The organism is Streptomyces sp. NPDC048504, from assembly GCF_043200035.1.
Taxonomy (GTDB): Bacteria; Actinomycetota; Actinomycetes; order Streptomycetales; family Streptomycetaceae; genus Streptomyces.
Genome location: NZ_JBICXA010000006.1, coordinates 431,925 through 449,815, shown reverse-complemented (window position 1 = coordinate 449,815; position 17,891 = coordinate 431,925). Strand labels below are relative to the sequence as shown.

General features: G+C 70.9%; 16 protein-coding genes. 10 read left to right on the top strand and 6 right to left on the bottom strand.

From position 1 onward, the window contains the following. The first annotated feature begins 31 nt into the window (after positions 1-31). From ACGFY9_RS18110 to ACGFY9_RS18075, 8 genes are all read left to right on the top strand, one after another. Positions 32-1,387, top strand: coding sequence for a CAP domain-containing protein (locus ACGFY9_RS18110; RefSeq protein WP_393755174.1), 1,356 nt, complete (start codon positions 32-34; stop codon positions 1,385-1,387). A 66-nt stretch (positions 1,388-1,453) separates the two neighbouring features. After that, entirely contained in the window at positions 1,454-2,131 is a 678-nt protein-coding gene (locus ACGFY9_RS18105) for an AIM24 family protein (protein ID WP_329352489.1), read from the top strand. A gap of 202 nt (positions 2,132-2,333) precedes the next feature. Continuing rightward, on the top strand, positions 2,334-3,380 hold the full coding sequence (locus tag ACGFY9_RS18100) for a tetratricopeptide repeat protein (RefSeq protein ID WP_393755283.1): 1,047 nt from the start codon (positions 2,334-2,336) through the stop codon (positions 3,378-3,380). Continuing rightward, a complete protein-coding gene (locus tag ACGFY9_RS18095) occupies positions 3,377-4,405 on the top strand; it encodes a polyprenyl synthetase family protein (protein WP_393755172.1) in 1,029 nt (342 codons plus the stop codon). The genes ACGFY9_RS18100 and ACGFY9_RS18095 overlap by 4 nt, the downstream gene beginning before the upstream one ends. A gap of 82 nt (positions 4,406-4,487) precedes the next feature. Next, positions 4,488-5,447, top strand: coding sequence for a threonine/serine dehydratase (locus tag ACGFY9_RS18090; protein ID WP_393755171.1), 960 nt, complete (start codon positions 4,488-4,490; stop codon positions 5,445-5,447). A gap of 351 nt (positions 5,448-5,798) precedes the next feature. Continuing rightward, positions 5,799-7,451 (top strand): protein kinase, encoded by a 1,653-nt coding sequence (locus ACGFY9_RS18085; protein ID WP_393755169.1) that lies wholly within the window; start codon positions 5,799-5,801, stop codon positions 7,449-7,451. A 115-nt stretch (positions 7,452-7,566) separates the two neighbouring features. Further along, a complete protein-coding gene (locus ACGFY9_RS18080) occupies positions 7,567-8,589 on the top strand; it encodes a hypothetical protein (protein WP_393755281.1) in 1,023 nt (340 codons plus the stop codon). Between the two features lie 111 nt (positions 8,590-8,700). Continuing rightward, positions 8,701-9,348, top strand: coding sequence for a DUF2238 domain-containing protein (locus ACGFY9_RS18075; RefSeq protein WP_393755279.1), 648 nt, complete (start codon positions 8,701-8,703; stop codon positions 9,346-9,348). On the opposite strand, the gene ACGFY9_RS18070 is transcribed toward ACGFY9_RS18075, so the two are convergent. Further along, positions 9,281-9,766: a DUF6328 family protein gene (locus tag ACGFY9_RS18070; protein ID WP_393755167.1), complete on the bottom strand. Its 486-nt coding sequence runs from the start codon at positions 9,764-9,766 to the stop codon at positions 9,281-9,283. The two genes, ACGFY9_RS18075 and ACGFY9_RS18070, sit on opposite strands and share 68 nt — an antisense overlap. A gap of 45 nt (positions 9,767-9,811) precedes the next feature. Continuing rightward, positions 9,812-10,795 carry an aldo/keto reductase gene (locus ACGFY9_RS18065; RefSeq protein ID WP_393755165.1) on the bottom strand — a complete coding sequence of 328 codons (984 nt, stop codon included), beginning with the start codon at positions 10,793-10,795 and terminating at the stop codon, positions 9,812-9,814. A gap of 136 nt (positions 10,796-10,931) precedes the next feature. On the opposite strand from ACGFY9_RS18065, the gene ACGFY9_RS18060 reads away from it, so the two are divergent. Both ACGFY9_RS18060 and ACGFY9_RS18055 read left to right on the top strand, forming a co-directional pair. Continuing rightward, positions 10,932-12,665: a cholesterol oxidase substrate-binding domain-containing protein gene (locus ACGFY9_RS18060; RefSeq protein ID WP_393755164.1), complete on the top strand. Its 1,734-nt coding sequence runs from the start codon at positions 10,932-10,934 to the stop codon at positions 12,663-12,665. A gap of 42 nt (positions 12,666-12,707) precedes the next feature. Further along, a complete protein-coding gene (locus ACGFY9_RS18055) occupies positions 12,708-13,646 on the top strand; it encodes a squalene/phytoene synthase family protein (protein WP_393755162.1) in 939 nt (312 codons plus the stop codon). Position 13,647: 1 nt separating this feature from the next. Here the strand turns inward: ACGFY9_RS18055 and ACGFY9_RS18050 are convergent, their stop codons facing one another. The 4 genes from ACGFY9_RS18050 to ACGFY9_RS18035 all read right to left on the bottom strand — a co-directional run bounded on the left by ACGFY9_RS18050 (position 13,648) and on the right by ACGFY9_RS18035 (position 17,880). Beyond that, entirely contained in the window at positions 13,648-14,238 is a 591-nt protein-coding gene (locus tag ACGFY9_RS18050) for a TetR family transcriptional regulator (RefSeq protein WP_393755161.1), read from the bottom strand. Beyond that, a complete protein-coding gene (locus ACGFY9_RS18045) occupies positions 14,235-15,728 on the bottom strand; it encodes an MFS transporter (RefSeq protein ID WP_393755159.1) in 1,494 nt (497 codons plus the stop codon). The genes ACGFY9_RS18050 and ACGFY9_RS18045 overlap by 4 nt, the downstream gene beginning before the upstream one ends. 118 nt (positions 15,729-15,846) lie before the next feature. Next, positions 15,847-17,058 (bottom strand): FAD-dependent monooxygenase, encoded by a 1,212-nt coding sequence (locus ACGFY9_RS18040; RefSeq protein ID WP_393755157.1) that lies wholly within the window; start codon positions 17,056-17,058, stop codon positions 15,847-15,849. A gap of 126 nt (positions 17,059-17,184) precedes the next feature. Then, positions 17,185-17,880: a ribonuclease H gene (locus ACGFY9_RS18035; protein ID WP_393755156.1), complete on the bottom strand. Its 696-nt coding sequence runs from the start codon at positions 17,878-17,880 to the stop codon at positions 17,185-17,187. Positions 17,881-17,891 lie beyond the last annotated feature (11 nt).

The following is a 17,891-nucleotide window of genomic DNA, read 5'->3' as shown; positions in this document are numbered from 1 at the left end:
CCCACCGGGCACGAACAGCGAGGGCGGTGCCATGAACGAGCTGGTGCCGGGCGGCAATCTGCCCCTTCCGGGCGGCACCCTGACCCTGCGGGTCCCCGGTCCCTTCGACGTGTCGGCACTGATCACCGACGAGAGCGGCAAGGTCGGCGGCGACGCGGACTTCGTGTTCTACAACCAGCCGACGGCACCAGGAGCACGGCTGCAGGACGACACCCTGACCATCGACCCCGCCCGCCTGCGCACCGGCGCCGCGCGGGTCACCCTCGTCATCAGTCCCGCCGATCCCGGCACCCCCTTGGGCCGCCTGCCCGCACCGACCCTCCATGTGACCAGCACCGGCGGCCAACCCCTCACCCGCTTCACCCCGCCACGCCCCCAGCGGGAAACCGTCCTGCTCCTGGCCGAGCTGTACCGACGTGGCACCGGCTGGAAGCTGCGCGCACTGGGGCAGGGCTACGCCGATGGACTCGCCGGAATCGCGCGGGACTTCGGCGTGGACATCGTCGAGGACGCGACTCCTGCTCCTGCCGTTGTGCGATCGGCGTCCATACCCGCACCGCGGTCGACACCCTCAACCGGCCCTCACTTCAACTCGGCCTCCCCGGCAACCGACCCCACCGGCTTCCTCACCCTGGCCAACTCGGCCCGCGCCAAGGCCGGTTCACCGCCCGTCGCCCTCGATCACCGGCTCACCTCCGCGGCACAAGCGCACGCCTCCGACATGGCCGCCGCCGGACATCTCAGCACCGAGAGCCGCGACGGCACCTCCGTGTACCAGCGCGTCACCCAAGCCGGTTACACCTACCTCACCGTCGGCGAGCATCTGGTCTCCGGCCCGCGCACCCCCGCCGATTTCGTCGACTACTGCCTGCGTACCGAAAAGGCCCTCCGGACGCTGCTGGAACGGGACTTCACGCACGCGGGCTTCGCCCAGGCCGTCGACCCCCGCTCCGGTGACGTCTACTGGACGGCGTTGTGGGCAACGCCGCTCACCGCCGGCAACCTGGCCCGTACGGCGGCGGAGGTCGTGGCGTCGACCAACGCGGAGCGCGCCAGGGCCGGGCTGCGCGCACTCGCCGTGGACCCACTGCTCGCCGCCGCCGCGCAGGCGCACAGCACCGACATGGTGGCGCGTGCCTTCTACTCGCACACCTCCCCCGACGGCTCGCAGCCCTGGGACCGGGCCGCCGCCGCGGGTTCGCGCAGGCGCACGATCGGCGAGAACATCGCCTGCGGTCAGCGGTCGGCCGCCGAGGTCGTGGAGGGGTGGATGAACAGCCCCGGCCATCGCGCCAACATCCTCAAGCCGGACTTCACCCACATAGGCATCGGCTTCGCGGGCGGTGGACAGACGGGGACGTACTGGACGCAGCTCTTCGGCGCCTGACCTCGCGGGACGGTCGTCCCGTCCGCGATCTTGTCGGAATGAGATCTTCCGGGACAGGATGCCCGCATGAAGGGTGATCTGTTTTCCAGTGAGCACATGGTGCAGCCGGCCACCGCGCCGGGCATGACCGTCGAGAATGCCAAGTGCATCAGGTATGCGGTCAACGGCGAGATGCTCGCCCGCCAGGGGGCGATGATCGCATACCGAGGCAACCTCCAGTTCGAGCGCAAGGGCCAGGGCGTGGGCGGCATGCTCAAGCGCGCTGTCACCGGTGAGGGGCTGCCGTTGATGGCGGTGCGCGGGCAGGGTGAGGCGTGGTTCGCGCACGAGGCGCAGAACTGTTTCGTGGTCGAGATCGACCCCGGTGACGAGTTCACCGTCAACGGCCGCAACGTGCTGTGTTTCGACGCCTCGTTGTCGTACGCGATCAAGACGGTGAAGGGCTCCGGCATCGCGGGCGGGGGTCTCTTCAACAGTGTCTTCACCGGGCAGGGCAAGCTGGGCCTGGTCTGCGAGGGCAACCCGCTGGTCATACCGGTCTCACCGCAGTACCCGGTGTTCGTCGACACGGACGCGGTGGTCGGCTGGTCGGCCCACCTCCAGACCTCGCTGCACCGTTCGCAGTCCATCGGTTCGATGCTGCGCGGCGGTTCCGGCGAGGCCGTCCAACTCATGCTCCAGGGTGAGGGGTTCGTCGTCGTACGGCCCAGCGAGGAGACTCCGCAGAAGGCACAGCAGCACTGAGGGGTGCGGCGAGTGATCTACGCCTCGGAGGCAACCTCGCCGTCCGCATCGACGTCTTGATCCGCAACACCGGATGACGCCCTGGCCCCCACGGCCAGGGCTGATTTTCAGCACTCTATACACGGCATGTATACACACGACGTATACGCACTATGTATACACACAGTGTCTACATGCGGTGTGTATGGACCGAAAGGCATCGATGTACGGCAAGGCATTCGCACCGGAGTACCAGGGCGCCCTCACCACCCTGTCCGTGAACTCCTCACTGGTCGACGTACTGGCCGCCGGCACCGAGCAGTTGGCGGCGGCCGAGCGCTCGGGACAGCGCGGCGAGGCGGCCCGCTCGGGGCTCGCGGTCGCCGAAGCACACCGGCGGCTCGGGCAGGTACGGGAGGCGGAGCAGGCGTGGAAGGCCAGTTACCGCGCCGCCCGCGAGGCCGGAGACACGGCCGCGATGGCCTGGGCGCTGTGGAGCGGCGGCACCCTGGCCCGGCAGCGCGGCGCGTTCCCGCTGGCCTGGCGGCTGTTGGGGCTCGCGGCCGAACTCGGCGAGCGCGGCGGAGACATCGTCGTACGGGGCTACTCACTGGCGGGCCTCGCCGAGACCGGCCGGATCCAGGGCGACTACGAGGCCGTCGCCCGACTGCACGAACAACTCCTGGCCGAGGCCCGTAAACGGGGCGAGGCCCGGCACACGGTGTGGGCGCTGGAGGGGATCGCGCAGATCCATCGCAACAGGGGTTCCTACGACACGGCGTTCGCGATGTTCGAGGAGGCGGCCGAGATCGCGGCGGGCGCCGACGACAAGCGCGGGCACGCCTGGGCGCTGCGCGGACTCGCCGACATCGTGTCCGTGCGCGACCAGGACACCGAGCGGGCGCTCCGCCTGCTGTCCGAGGCGGAGGAGAGCTGCCGTGCCATGAAGCTCTCCAGCGCGCTCGCCTACAACCACAAGATGCGCGCCAACGTCCTCTACCGCGCCGGGCGTTACCCCGAAGCCCGGGACCTCTACGAGCAGGCGCTCGCCGAGTTCCGCGCGATGAGCGAGCCGCGCGGCGAGGCCCTCTCCCGGCTGGGCCTGGCCAAGTCCCTGGCCCGCCTGGGCCGCGACCGCGCCGAGACGGCGGACGAACTCGCCGAACTGGCACGGACGTTGGAACGGATAGGCCTGCGGCACGCGCGGCAGATGGTGGCCCGCGCCCAGGACGAACTGGGCGTCGGCGGCACGGCGGAGGTCGTACGGTGACGGCGCACTCCTCGACCGTGGCGACCCCCTCCGTCCCCCACGTCCTGGCCCGGTCCCGGGAGTTGGTGCGGCCCGCCCTCGCGGAGGCGGTCGGACGACTGCATCCGTGGATGGGTGAGATGGCCGCCTACTCGTTCGGCTGGTGCGAGGTGGGCGGCGCTCCCGTCGCCGCGCCGGGCGGCAAGGGCGTACGCCAGGCCCTCGCCGTACTCGGGGCGGAGGCGGCCGGTGCGCCCGGACGGGCCGGGATCGCCGCGGCCGTCGCGGTGGAACTGGTGCACACCTTCTCGCTGTTGCACGACGACATCATGGACGGCGACCCGACCCGGCGCCGCCGCCCCACGGTCTGGAAGGCCTACGGCACGGGACCGGCTGTCCTCGCGGGCGACGCCCTGTTCGCGCTGGCCGTCGAGACGCTCGCCGCGGCTCCCGGCGGAGCGGGCGGACTGCGTCTGCTGTCCACGGCGCTCGGCGATCTGGTGCACGGACAGGCGGACGACCTGCTGTTCGCGGCGCGTCCCTGGACCGGGCCGGAGCGGGTCCGTCCGGACGAGTACCGGGCGATGGCCGAGGGCAAGACGGGTGCGCTGCTGGGCTGCGCGGTCGCGCTCGGTGCCGTACTCGGCGGGGCGCCCCCGACGACCGTCGCCGCGCTCGACCGGGCCGGACGGCATCTGGGCATCGCCTTCCAACTGGTCGACGACGTCCTGGGGATCTGGGGCGACCCGGCCGTGACCGGCAAGCCCGCGCACGGTGATCTGCGGGAGCGCAAGAAGACCTTTCCGGTGCTGGCCGCGCTCTCCTCCCCCGGTGCCCGGCGCCTCGCCGCGCTCCTCGACTCGGGCGCCGAACACGCCGTGGCGGCAGCGTTGATCGAGGAGGCCGGCGGCCGTACGGCGGCGCTGGCGGAGGCCCGTCGGCACTTCGCCGCGGTGGAGACGGCCCTCGCGGGAGTTCCCCTGGCGGCGGGGCCCTCCGACGACCTGCGGTCCCTGCTGGAGTTCCTGGTGCGTCGCGATCTCTGAAACGTGTTGACCTGCGCGTCCTTTCCGCGTCAGGGTCGAACCGGCACGGGTCACCTGTCCCCGTGCCGGAAGGATGACTGCCTTGATCGGCATCTCGGAGATCGAAGCCGCCGCCGAGCGGATCGCCGCACACGTCGTACGCACCCCGACCGTGGAGAGCTTCGGGCTCTCCGAGCTGCTCGGCGTCCCGGTCACGACGAAGCTGGAGCTGTTGCAGCGCACGGGTTCCTTCAAGGCGCGCGGGGCGACGGCGAAGCTGCTGTCGCTGGGCGAGGGCGAGCTGGCCGCCGGAGTGGTGGCGGTCAGCGGCGGCAATCACGGGATCGCGCTCGCGGTCATGGCGGCGGCGCTCGACGTGAAGGCGACGGTGGTCATGCCGCGTTCGGCGCCGGCGCGGTCCGTCGCGCTGGTGGAGGCGGCGGGCGCGTCGCTGCGACTGACCGACGACATGCCGAGCGCGTTCGAGCTGGTGAACCGGTTGCGGGACGAGGGACTGACCCTGGTCCACCCGTTCGACGACCCGGTGGTGATCGCCGGACAGGGCACGGTCGGGCTGGAGTTCGCGCAGGACGCGGGTGAACTCACCGACGTCCTGGTCAGCATCGGCGGCGGTGGCCTGATCGCCGGCGTCGCCGCCGCCCTGCACGCCCGGCGGCCCGGGATCCGGGTCTGGGGTGTGGAGACCGAGGGCGCCGAGGCCATGTCCGCCGCGCTCGCGGCGGGCGGCCCGGTGTCGGTCACGCCCTCGTCGATCGTGACCACGCTCAGCGCTCCGGCCGTGTCGCAGCTGACGTACGACCATGTGTCGGCCCTCGTCACCGAGGTGCTGACCGTCCCCGACCGGGACGCCGTGCAAGGGTGTCTCGACCTCGCCGAGCATGCCAAGGTGTGGACCGAGCCCGCCGCGGGCTGCCTGCTGCCCGCCGCCCGGCAGGTGCTGGAGCGGGTCGGCGAGGGCGCCAGGCTCGGCCTCGTGGTCTGCGGGGGCAACGCGACGGTCGGGGAGATCGCGGCCTGGTCGGAAGGCTTCGGGTTGCGCTGACTTCCCGTCAACTCACTTCGCGCACGGGATCGTTGACGGACTCGTGGACAGATCCGTTGACTACGTTGTCGACAAACACCCGTGTATTCGTGGCCTTCACGCCCGCGTTTACCGCCGGTTACCTCCAGGTCGGGCAGCGATATTCCGCCGTTGAAGCCCCCGGGGCGAATTCACCCGCCCCGGGACACGAGCGCCGACCTGGGACCTCCCCGCGACTCGGTTTTCCCGCACACCTGCTCGCCGCCGTTGAATAAAAGGCAAGAAACACCGGGGAATTGGGCTTCCATTGAACGCAGCCCATCACACCCACCGTACTTCTGGGAAAGGTGAGAGCCCGGGGTTCAGCGAGGGATGGCCATGGTCGAGACACACGTCTCCGCACACGAGTTGGTCGCCGGCAGATACCGGCCCATGGAGGTCGCGCACCGCGAGACCAACCGCGTCTCCTGGTACGGCGAGGACATGATCGCCGAACAGCCCTGCCTCCTCACGGAGGTGACCCTCCCCTTCGCCCCCGATGCGGAGGGCGCCGGACGGATCACCGCCGGCATCCGGCGCACCACCGACGTCATGGTGCTGCTCTGTCCCACCCGGGTCGCCCCGGTCGTCGACGCCGTCGAGGAGGCCGGCACGCTGTGGACCGTCACCGACTGGATCGACGGCACACCGCTCGGCCAACTCCTCGCCCAGCAGGGCACGTTCCACTATGTACGGGCCGCCCGCATCGGACTCGAACTGCTCGACATCCTGGAGGCGGCGCACAGCGAGGGCATCACCCACGGCGAACTCAGCCCGGGCCAGGTGTTCGTGCGGGATCGGGGCGGGGTCGTCCTCACCGGCTTCGGTCTCGCGGGCGCCACTCTCGCCCCGCGGATCACCGCACCGTCGTACGCCTCGCCGGAACAGGCACGGGACGAACGCATCGGTCCCGCCGCCGACTTGTGGGCGCTGGGCGCGATCCTCTACACGCTGGTCGAGGGACACCCGCCGTTCCGCGACCGGGGCCGTCCCGAGGCGACCATGAAGGGGGTGGACCGGCTCCCGATGCGCGGCCCGTCGCGCGCCGGCCCGCTGGCACAGGTCGTGCAGGGGCTGCTGCGCAAGAACTCCCGGGAGCGGCTGACCCGTCCGGTGGTCCGCGAGATCCTCACCCGCATCCTCAACGACGACCCGTACGCCGACCGCGAGCCGATTCCGCTGCCCCGGCTGCGGCGGGCCTACGACGCCGTGCGCGGGGCGGGAACCACCTGGAGCGGCCGGGGCATGGCCGCCGGGACCGCCCTCGCCGTCGGGACCGTCACGGTCGCGGTCCTGGCCGCCACCCACCAACTGCCCGGCACCCAGACCTCGGCGACGACCGAGCCCTCCCCCCTGCCCTCCGCGTCCGCCTCGGTCAGCACACCCAGCGAGAACGTCGACGGTCACGCCTACTCCCCGTCCGCCACACCGTCGCCCACGTCCCCCACCTCTCCGTCCGCTTCCGTGTCCGCCTCGCCCTCCGTCACCGCGTCCCCCTCTCCCTCCCCCACCACCTCCGCGCTGCCGGCCGGCTTCCGCGTGTTCAAGGCGTCGCAGGGCTTCTCCGTCGCGCTGCCGAAGGGCTGGAAGGTGGTGGAGACCCAACAGGTGTCCGGCGCCTACCGCGTCACCTTCGGCGCGACGGGCGACCCGCGCACGCTGGCCGTGACATACAGCACACAGGCGGGTCCGGACCCGGTCGCCATCTGGCGTGACGACGTCCTGCCGGGGCTGAAGCAGACCGAGGGCTTCCAGCAGATCGGCGACATCCAGGCCACCACCTACCAGGGCGACAAGGCCGCCGACCTGGAGTGGTTCTCCGGCACCGGCGACGACCGGGTGCGCACGCTCGGGCGCGGTTTCCTCATCGGCGGCGGGCGCAGTTTCTCGCTACGGTGGACGACGCCCGCCGACGAATGGAACGACGCGGCCAACCGCCAGGCATTGCAGACCTTCTTCAAGACCTTCCGGCGCGCATCGAGCTGACGGCACGGACGGCGACGCGAGGGCCGGGCACTCAAACCAACGGCAATGGGTGGATATAGGCTGCCTGTTCGCACCGTGCCTCATCACAAGCCCAGGAGAGTCCGCCTTGACCGTAGTGATCGACCAGGCCGAGACGTCTTTCACCGCCCTCGACGACGCCGGCCTCGTCGCCCGGGACGCGCACGAGTTCGGAGCCTACGCCCGCACCGGCGGCTGGGCGTTCGGCCTCAAGATGGCGCGCAGCGTCCGGCCCGGCGGGCAGAGCGCGGACGAGACGCCGAAGGTGTCCGCGAAGGAGTTCGCCGAACTCGCCGACTGCTCCCCCGAGCGGGTCATGCGTTACTACAAGGCCTGGGACCGGGCCGCGGACGACGGTCTCGTCCCGCACTTCGAGGAGCTGGCCCCCGGCCAGGAGGTCGAACTCCCGGACGCCGACGTGTGGTTGAACTACTACGTCTCCCGTTCCAGCGCCACCTCCGAGCGCGGCACCGCCATCACCGAGGCCGCCGAGGCCGAGGGCATCCGCCCCACCAAGGCGCTGGAGGTCGCGGAGAACCCGACCGCGCTGCGCGCCGCGATCCTCGCCGACCCGTCCACCGCGCGGGCCGCCCGCCAGGCCCTGCTGGACCGCGTCCGCGAGGACCCGGAACTCCAGTCCGAGCTGGCCCGGGACGTCGTACGCACGGACGACCTGAAGAAGGCCGTCGCGACGGAGAGCCGTTCGGCGGACCGGATCGGATACGTCCGCCAGATCGCCGAATCGGGCCAGATCAAGACCCCCGCAGGACAGACAGTCGACGCACCCCTCGACGTCCGCCAGGAGGCGGAGCGGCACCTGTCACTGCTCGACGAGCTGGAGGAGGGCGAGGACACCGGCGAGTGGGCCACCGAGGCCTACGACACCATGAAGAACCTGGTCGTCGAGACGGTGGAGGCCGACCCGGAACTCCGCGTCCAGGAGAAGCGGACGAGGTTCTACAGCAGCCTCCAGAAGGCCACGAAGGCGTTCGAGGAGCTGACCTTCGACGACGCCCAGGACTTCTACGAGGACGACATGGTCCAGCGTCTGGAGGAGCTCCAGCAGGCCATCGACAGTTGCCTCAACGCGCTGCGCAAGACCACCACTCCGGCTGAGTAGCCGTACTCATGCAGCGGCTTCGGCCTTCGGACACGATGGGGCTCCCCACGACAAGGGAGCCCCATCGTGTCCGTTCCTGCTTCCGCACCGCGGCGCCGTCTGCCCGCCGCCATGGTCGCGCTGGTGGTCGTCGGCATGGCCCTCTCCGCCTGGCATCCGCACGACCGCACGACCTGGTTCCTGGAGACCGTGTGGGTCTTCGTCGGACTCCCGGTGATCGTCCTGACCTGGCGCCGCTTCCCCCTCACCGGCCTGCTGTGCTGCCTGCTCGCCTTGCACGCGCTGGTCCTCGCCGTGGGCGGCCACTACACGTACGCGGAGGTACCGGCGGGCGACTGGGTCCGTGACACCTTCGGGCTCAGCCGTAATCCCTACGACCGTCTCGGCCACCTCATGCAGGGCTTCGTACCGGCGGTCCTGGTACGGGAGTTGCTCACCCGCACCTCGCCGCTGCGCGGCAGCCGCTGGCTGGCGCCGCTCACCGTGTGCGCGTGCCTCGCCTTCAGCGCCCTCTTCGAGCTGTTCGAGTGGGCGGCGGCCGTGATCGGCGGACACAGCGCGGACGCCTTCCTGGCCACGCAGGGTGATGTGTGGGACACGCAGTGGGACATGTTCTGCGCGCTGATCGGGGCCACGGTCTCGGTGCTGGTGCTGAGCCGGGTGCACGACCGGCAGATGGCGCGGCTCGGGGTCACCGGCTCGTATGCCGGTGCCGCGCCCACAGCGGCACTACGTACCAGCACACCACGTACCACATGACCACCCCCGCGACGAGCCAGGGCACATACCCGTCGTGGGTGGCGACCCGGAGGATCAGCAGCAGTGCGGCGGTCATCGTGGCGAGCAGCAGGAGGAGGCCGACGAAGGTCAGCCGGGACGCCCAGCGCACCGCCTGGGGTTTCACCTTTCGGCCAGAGACCAGGCGGTGCAGGGAGACCGGGCCGATCAGGGCGCCGGTGGCGGTGGCGCCGAGGACGACGGTCACGATGTAGAGAACCTGGTTCGAGTGCTCCAGCTGAGCGTACTTCGGAGTGAAGACGACGGTCAGCAGGAAACCGAACAGGATCTGTACGCCCGTCTGCGCGACCCGGACCTCCTGGATGAGCTCGCCCCACATCCGGTCCGCTCTCTCGTCCTCGGTCTCGTCGCGTCCCGTCCGCCGCTCTTCCTCGGTCATGCGGTCCGGGTAACCGGACCGCCGACCGTTCAAACGGACCGCGATCTACCAGCGGCCCTCGACCTGGTCCTTGATCCGGCGGTCGTAGAGGTCCCGGATCGCGGTGAGCGTGTCCTGGGACAGCGCGGGCAGCTTGGCGGCGGCCGCGTTGGCGCGGGCCTGTTCGGGTGAGCGGGCGCCGGGGATCACCGAGGTGACACCGGGCTGGTCGATGATCCAGCGCAGGGCCAGCTGGGCCGGGGTGTACCCCTCCGGGGCGAGCGCGGAGAACTCGGCGGCGGCCTCGACGCCCGTCGTGTAGTCGACGCCGGAGAAGGTCTCGCCCTGGTCGAAGGCCTCGCCGTGGAGGTTGTAGGTGCGGTGGTCGTTCTCCGGGAACACCGTGTCCTTGGTGTACTTGCCGGACAGCAGGCCCGACGCGAGCGGCACGCGCGCGATGATGCCGACGCCCGCCTCCTGGGCGGCCGGGAGCACCTGGAGCAGGGGCTTCATACGGAACGCGTTGAGGATGATCTGCACGCTGGTCACGTTCGGCCGGGCGATCGCGGTGAGGGCTTCCTCGCAGGTCTCGACGCTGACGCCGTACCGTGCGATGCGCTCCTCCGCGACCAGGGTGTCGAGGGCGTCGAACACCTCGTCCGAGGAGTAGACCTGCGTGGGCGGGCAGTGCAGCTGCACGAGGTCGATGCGGTCGACGCCGAGGTTGCGGCGCGAACGGTCGTTCCACGCGCGGAAGTTGTCGAGGACGTAGTTCTCCGGGATCTGGTCGACGCGGCGGCCCATCTTCGTCGCGACCAGCACATGGAGATCGGGCCGGCCGCTCAGAAACGTGGCGATGGTCTGCTCGCTGCGCCCGTCGCCGTACACGTCGGCCGTGTCGAAGAAGGTCACCCCCGACTCCGCCGCCGCCTCCAGCACGGCGAGGGCTTCCTTGTCGTCGACGTCTCCCCAGTCGGCGCCCAGCTGCCAGGTGCCGAGACCGACGACGGACAGCTGCTGATTCGACCTGCCGATTACACGTTCGTCCATGCCGTCAGTCTGTCATCCGCCACTGACATGCGCGGATCGGGCTCCGCCGGGCCGCGACCTGTGAATGTTTCACTCACACGAGTGAATCGGTTCGACAGGATGCCTACTCGTGTCAACCGGCACCTAGCGTGTGCGCGTGACCGATCATGTGGCGAACAACCTCCAGTCGGGGAACGGCAGTTCCGCTCCCTGGACCCGTCGGGGCTTCCTCCTCTCCGCGGCCGCTCTGGCCGCCGTACCCGTCCTTCTGACGGCCGACCCGGCTGTCGCGGCGGCCGAACTGCCCGACTTCCCGGCCGAGGTCGACCTCTACCGCTCGGCGTACCGGAACTGGGTCGGCGAGATCACCGCCGACGGACTGTGGGCGTGCGCTCCGACCGATCCCGGCCAGGTGGTGTCGGTCGTCAACTGGGCCTGGCAGCACGGCTGGCGGGTCCGCGCCCGCGGCTCCTCGCACGGCTGGTCACCGCTCACGATCGAGTCCGGTACGACGTCCGACGCGCCGGTGCTGCTGGTCGACACGGCCCCGCACCTCACGGGCCTGGCCCTGGACTCCGCCTCGGCCGTGCGGGCCGGTACGGGTGTCACCTTGGAGGCGCTGCTCACATTCCTGGAGGGGCACGGCCTCGGTGTCACCGCCTCGCCCGCGCCCGGCGACCTGACGCTCGGCGGCGCCCTGGCCATCGACGCGCACGGCACGGCCGTACCGGCGAACGGCGAGAAGCAGACGGCCGGGCACACGTTCGGGTCGCTCAGCAATCTGGTGCTGTCGCTGACGGCGGTGGTGTGGGACACGGACACCGGCGCGTACGTCCTGCGGACCTACACCCGCGACGAGGCGGACTGCGCCGCGCTGCTCACGCATCTGGGGCGGTCGCTGGTCACCGAGGTCGTACTGCGGGTCGGGACCAACGCCAACCTGCGCTGCGTCAGCCGTACGGACATTCCGGCCACCGAGTTGTTCGCGGCGCCCGGGTCCGGTGGGCGGACCTTCGCGAGCTTCCTGGACGCGTCGGGGCGGGCCGAGGCGATCTGGTTCGCGTTCACCGAGTTCCCCTGGCTGAAGGTGTGGAGTGTCGAGCCGACCCGGCCATTGACCTCGCGGCACGTCTCGTCGCCGTACAACTATCCGTTCTCCGACAACGTGCCGACGCTGGTGGCGGATCTGGTCGGGAGGATCCTGTCCGACAGCGCCTGGTATCTGGCGCCGGTGCTCGGCAACGCCCAACTCGACGTGGCCGCGCTGGGGTTGACGACGACGCTGTCGGCGGACATCTGGGGGCCGTCGAAGAACACGCTGCTCTACATCAAGCCGACGACGTTGCGTGAGACCGCCAACGGCTACGCGGTGCTGACCACCCGGACCCAAGTGCAGCGTGTGGTCCATGAGTTCACCGACTTCTACCAGGAGTGGCTCACCGCGTACGCGGCGCTCGGCCGCTTCCCCGTCAACGGCACCGTCGAGATCCGCGTGACCGGCCTCGACCACCCCGGCGACACCGAACTGGCGGGCGCCCGCACCCCGTTGCTGTCCGCACTGCGGCCGAGCACCGAGCACCCCGAGTGGGACACGGCCATCTGGCTGGACGTCCTGACACTCCCTGGCACGCCGTACGCGGAGGAGTTCCTGCGGGAGTTGGAGCAGTTCCTGCTTCGCTCGTACGACGGTACGGACGCCCTGACCCGGGTTGAGTGGTCGAAGGGCTGGGCCTACACCGAGCAGGCCGCGTGGAGCGACGCGGAGGTGCTGGGCACGGCGATCCCGGGCTCGTTCGGGGAGACGGTGTGGGGGCAGGCGGCCGGGACCTTCGACCGGCTGGACCCGCACGGAGTGTTCGGGAACGCCTTCCTGGACCGGCTGTTCGAGTAGGACTGACTAGGCTGTCTCCGGGTCCATGAGCTGGGGAGAGTTGTGAGCAGTTGGTCCACCGCACTGACGAAGGCGGGCATCACCGATCCGCGGCTGCGGCGTGCCTACGACGCCCAACGCCGGCTCGTCCGCAGGTTCGCGCCGCACGAGTACACCGCGGTGCGGCTGCTGTTGCCGGCGGAGCTGCATCCGCCGGCGGTCGCCGCGGTGGCCTACATGCACGCGACCGACGAACTGATCGACACCGGCGACGTGGACGTCCGTACGGCGACCCTCGCATCCTGGGACGCCGAGACCACTACGGCCCTTGAGCGCCGTGAACTGCCCGCCAACCACACCCTGTTGGCGCTCCGGGACACCACGGGCCGTCACCCGTACCTGGCCACCCGGGTGCGGGCCTTCCTCGACGGCGCCACGGTCGAGGCGAGTTGGACGGGCTTCGCGACGGAGGCCGACTTCCAGGCGTACGTGGACAGTTACGCGCTGCCCGCCCTGATGCTCACCGCGTCGCTGCTCGCGCCCGACCCCGACGCCGGACCCGGCGATCCGTACGTCCAGGGATGCCGGGCCCTGATCGAGGGCCTGCAGCGCGCCGACTTCCTGGCCGATCTCGCGGAGGACGCCGAGGACGGCCGTATCGGCATCCCGGAGGACGAACTGGTCCGGCACGGGCTGAAGTTCGAGGATCTGCGGAGCAGGTCCGAGGCGTGTGAGCCCGCGTTGGGGCGACTGGTCCTGGAGCAGGCCGATCTCGCCGAGGCCACGCTCACGGAGGGCCGTAAGCTTCCCGCACTCGTCGCGCCCGGGTACCGGCCGTTTCTCGACGCCCTGATCGCCGTCCAGGAACTGCGGCTCCGCGCGGTGCGCCGCGAGGGCGGCAGGCTCCTGCGGCGCGGGGCGAGCCCGGCTGCTCCCGCCTCCTTGCGTGTCCTGGTCCGGCAGTACTGTCGCGCACGGGCGGAGCGACGCCGGGCGCGCTAGCTCAGAACGGCGTCAACTGGGCCTGCACGGTGGGCCCGTAGCGGTCCACGACGGTGTCGATCGCGGTCGCGCGCAGTTGAGTGCCGCGGGCGATGCCGTACATCACGCCGAGGCCGAGGATGGTCGCGACGGCGAGTTCGGCGCGCAGGGCGGCGTCGGGGCCGGAGAGGCGCCCGGCGAGGCGGTCGACCACCTGGGCGCGGAAGTTGACGCGCAGGATGTCGCCGTGGTCGCCCTGGAGAGGTGCGAACGCGATGCGCAGCAGCGGGTCGGCGCCGCGCTCGCGCTGGCTGACGAGGACGTGCCGGACCATGTGGCGGCCGAGGTCGCCGAGCGGGGCGTCGAGGAGGTCGTCCGCGTCGGTCTCGAAGGACATGACGCGGGCGAAGAGGGCGTCCTTGTTGCCGAAGTACTTGAGAATCAACGGGGCGCTGACACCGGCGCGTTCGGCGACGGCCTTGAGGGTGATGTCGGCGTGCGCGTTGCGCGCGAGGAGGTAACGGGCGGCCCGGAGGATGGCCGCCTTGGTCGCCTCGGCGTCCCGGCGTGCGGGCGGGGACGCGGTCGGTGGAGTGGTGCTCACGGCACTCATGCTCCCTCCAAGGCCTCGTCCCGCGCGCCCTCGGAACTCTCGCGGGCGAGCCTCGTGTCGTCGGGAGCGGGGTCGCCCGGGATGGTCAGGGCCGCCGCGCTCGCCACCAGGGCGATCACGCCCGCGATGCCGAACGCCATCAGGTATCCGTGCAGCGTGGGCAGCGGGAGCCCGCCGACCGGGCTGGTGTGGTGCACGAGTACTGCGGCCACGACGGCGCTGGAGACGGCCTGGCCGATGGTCCGCATCAGGACGTTGACGCCGTTGGCGGACGCGGTCTGGCCGGCCGGGACGGCGCGCAGGATGAGGGTGGGCAACGCCGAGTAGGCGAAGGTGGTGCCCGTGGCCACGACCGTCGCGCCGAGGATGATCGTCCACAGGTCACGGCTGTCGGCGATGCGGACCACATAGCCGAGCGCGATGATCGCGGCGCCGAGGGCGAGCGTGATGCGCGGGCCGCGGGCCGCCGAGATGCGGGCCGAGACGGGTGAGAGCAGCAGCATGGTGATGCCGCCGGGCAGCAGGCACAGGCCGGTCTGGACGATGGACAGCCCGAGCCCGTACCCGGTCGCCTTGGGCGCCTGCACCAGCTGGGCGGTGACGAGGGAGTTGGCGTAGAACGCGAAGCCGGTCAGCAGGGCCGCCACATGGGACAGGCCCACCCTTGGCCTTGACACCAACCGCAGGTCGACCAGCGGCTGTTCCACCCGGAGCTGCTGCCACCACCACAGGCCGAACACGACGACCGTGGCGAGGAACAGCGCCAGGATCTGCGGACTGCCCCACCCCCACTGACCGCCCTGCGACACCCCGAGCAGCAGACACACCAGTCCTACGGCGAGTCCCAGCGTGCCGAGCACGTCGAAGCGGCCCGGTTCGCGGACGGGCGACTCGCGCACCGCCCACCAGATCCCCCACACACCGAGCGCGCCGAGTGCGCTGGTCGCCCAGAACATGACGTGCCAGTTGGCGTACTGCACGATCAGCGCCGCGAGCGGCAGTCCGAGCGCGGCGCCGATACCGACCGTGGAACTCATCAGGGCCACCGCGCTGCCCCGGCGCTCCGGGGGCAGTTCGTCGCGCAGGATGCTGATCGACAGGGGGACCACGGCGGCCGCGGCGCCTTGCAGGGCGCGGGCGAAGATCAGGACGCGGATGTCGGAGGACAGGGCGCACATGACCGAGCCGACGGTCATCAGGCCCAGCGCGCTCGTCAGGACCCGCCGCTTGCCGTACATGTCGCCGGCCCTGCCGAGCACGGGGGTGAGGACGGCGCCGGACAGCAGGGTCGCGGTGACCATCCAGGAGACGGCGCCCGCGGAGGAGTGGGTCAGCCGGGGCAGGGACGGCAAAAGCGGGACGACCACGGTCTGCATGACCGCCATGAGGATCCCGCCGAACGCCAGCACCGGAACGGTGAGCCGGTCCCGGAAGGGAGTCCGCCCGGCGAGGCCGCCGGACGGGTCGGGTATCGGGACGGGCTGGCCCATGGGCACTCCAGCTGGCATGAAAAAAAGAAGGTGAATGACCATTCACCCTAACTGGTGAATAGTCATTCACCCAACCTCCCCAGGCCGCTCGCGGAAGCCGGGCCGCTCCCGGAGGGGCCTACTTGCGGGAGGCGAGCGCCCGCGCGTGCACGGTCCGCGCGACCCTGGGCCCGAGCCAGCGCTTGAACCGGCGCAGCGCCTCCAGCCGTCCCGCCGCCTTGTCGATGCCGTAGTACACCTGCGGCGGGATGTACGGCAGCAGCGGCGAGTGGCGTTGGCCGAGCAGGGCGAACATGCGGTGCGGGGGCAGGTGGATGTAGCGCTCGAGGTTCTCGTACCACTGGGCGCTGTAGCGGGCCGCGCTCTGGATGGACAGCAGGGCGGATCTACGGCGCTGTTCGTAGGCGGCGAGGGCCTGCGGCAGCTCGGAGTGGTCACGCAGGGCGTCCGCGAGCGCGATGGCGTCCTCCAGGGCGAGGGTGGTGCCGGCGCCGATGGAGTAGTGGGTGGTGTGGGCGGCGTCGCCGAGCAGGACGAGGTTGTCGCGGTGCCAGGTCCGGTTGGTCAGCGTGCGGAAGTTCAGCCACTGGGCGCTGCCGTCGGCCGAGGCGCGGCCGATCAGGGAGTGACCGTCGAGAATGTCGGCGAACAGCTTCTCCAGCAGGGCGAGTCCGTCGGCCTCGGCCGCGGTGTCGAGACCGAGGCCGGTCCAGGTCTCGGGGGCGCACTCGATGACGCAGGTGCTGCCCTCGGGGCCGAACGCGTAGCCGTAGCACCAGATCCAGCCGTGGTCGGTCTCCACGAAGGCGAAGGTGAAGGAGCCGAAGACCTTGCTGGTGCCGAGCCAGATGTACTGGTTGCGGCCGGGCGTGAGTTCGGCGCCGAAGTGGTCGGCGTGGCGGGTGCGCAGCGCGCTGTTGACACCGTCGGCGGCCACGATCAGATCGGCGTCGGGCAGGTCGTCAGCGGTCACCTCGCACTCGAACTCCAGCCGCACGCCCAGGGATCGGGCCCGTTCGGCGAGGATCTTGAGGAGTCGGTGGCGGCCGATGCCGTGGCCCTCGTCCCCGGGTTGAGTGGTCGTCAGGTCCCGGATGCGGGCGACGCCGTCGCTCCAGCGCACCGAGTGTTCGTCGACGGCCCGCGCGGACTCCGGGTCGTACTCCCGGAGTTGGTCGAGCAGTCCACGCCAGTACGTCACGCCCCAGCCGTAGGTCGAGCCCTCGGGGTTGCGCTCGTAGACGGTGATGTCGTGGGACGGGTCCTGACGCTTCAGCAGGATGGAGAGATACAGACCGGCGGGCCCGCCTCCGACACAGGCGACCTTCACGCGCACACCCCTGGGGATTACTCAAAGTGGTCAAGTGGAACCGCAGAGTAGCAGGCTGGAGACGCACGAAAGTCCCATCGGCCTCGGAACTCGAAGACCGATGGGACGCGTCGAGCAGGCGGGGGCTTACGCCTCGGCGGTAGCGCACTCCGGGTGGCCCCAGCCCTGGGGGTTCTTGCTGATGGGCTCGCCGGCCGCGTACGCGCGACCGCACAGGCAGCGGCCGGGGAACTTGGCCTTGATGGTGCGGGAGGCCGAACCGGCGCTCTTGCGGGGCGACTTGGCACCGCCGGAGCGGGCGGGCTTCTTCGGGGTGTCGGGTGAGGGGGGCGGTTCCGGGGAGCCGAGGTCGCTGCCCGCGGGCTCCTGGACGATGGCCGCCTGGCTGGCCGCGCGGTCGGCGAAGTCGTTCAGCGGGTCGCCGTCGACCTGGTGGGCGGGGACGTAGCGGAACTCGACCGAGCGGCCGTCGAGGAGTTCGTCGATCCGGACGACCAACTCCTGGTTGGCGACGGGCTTTCCGCCGGAGGTCTTCCAGCCGTTGCGCTTCCAGCCGGGCAGCCAGGTGGTGACCGCCTTCATGGCGTACTGCGAGTCCATGCGGATCTCCAGCGGTACGTCCGGTGCGGTCGCCGTCAACAGGCGCTCCAGCGCGGTGAGTTCGGCGACGTTGTTGGTGGCCTTGCCGAGCGGCCCCGCCTCCCAGCGGGCCGGGCTCTCCTTGTCGTCCGAGACGACCCACGCCCAGGCGGCCGGCCCGGGATTCCCCTTCGAAGCCCCGTCGCACGCGGCCACCACACGTTCACGCATGCGCCCGATCATGCCATGGCCGC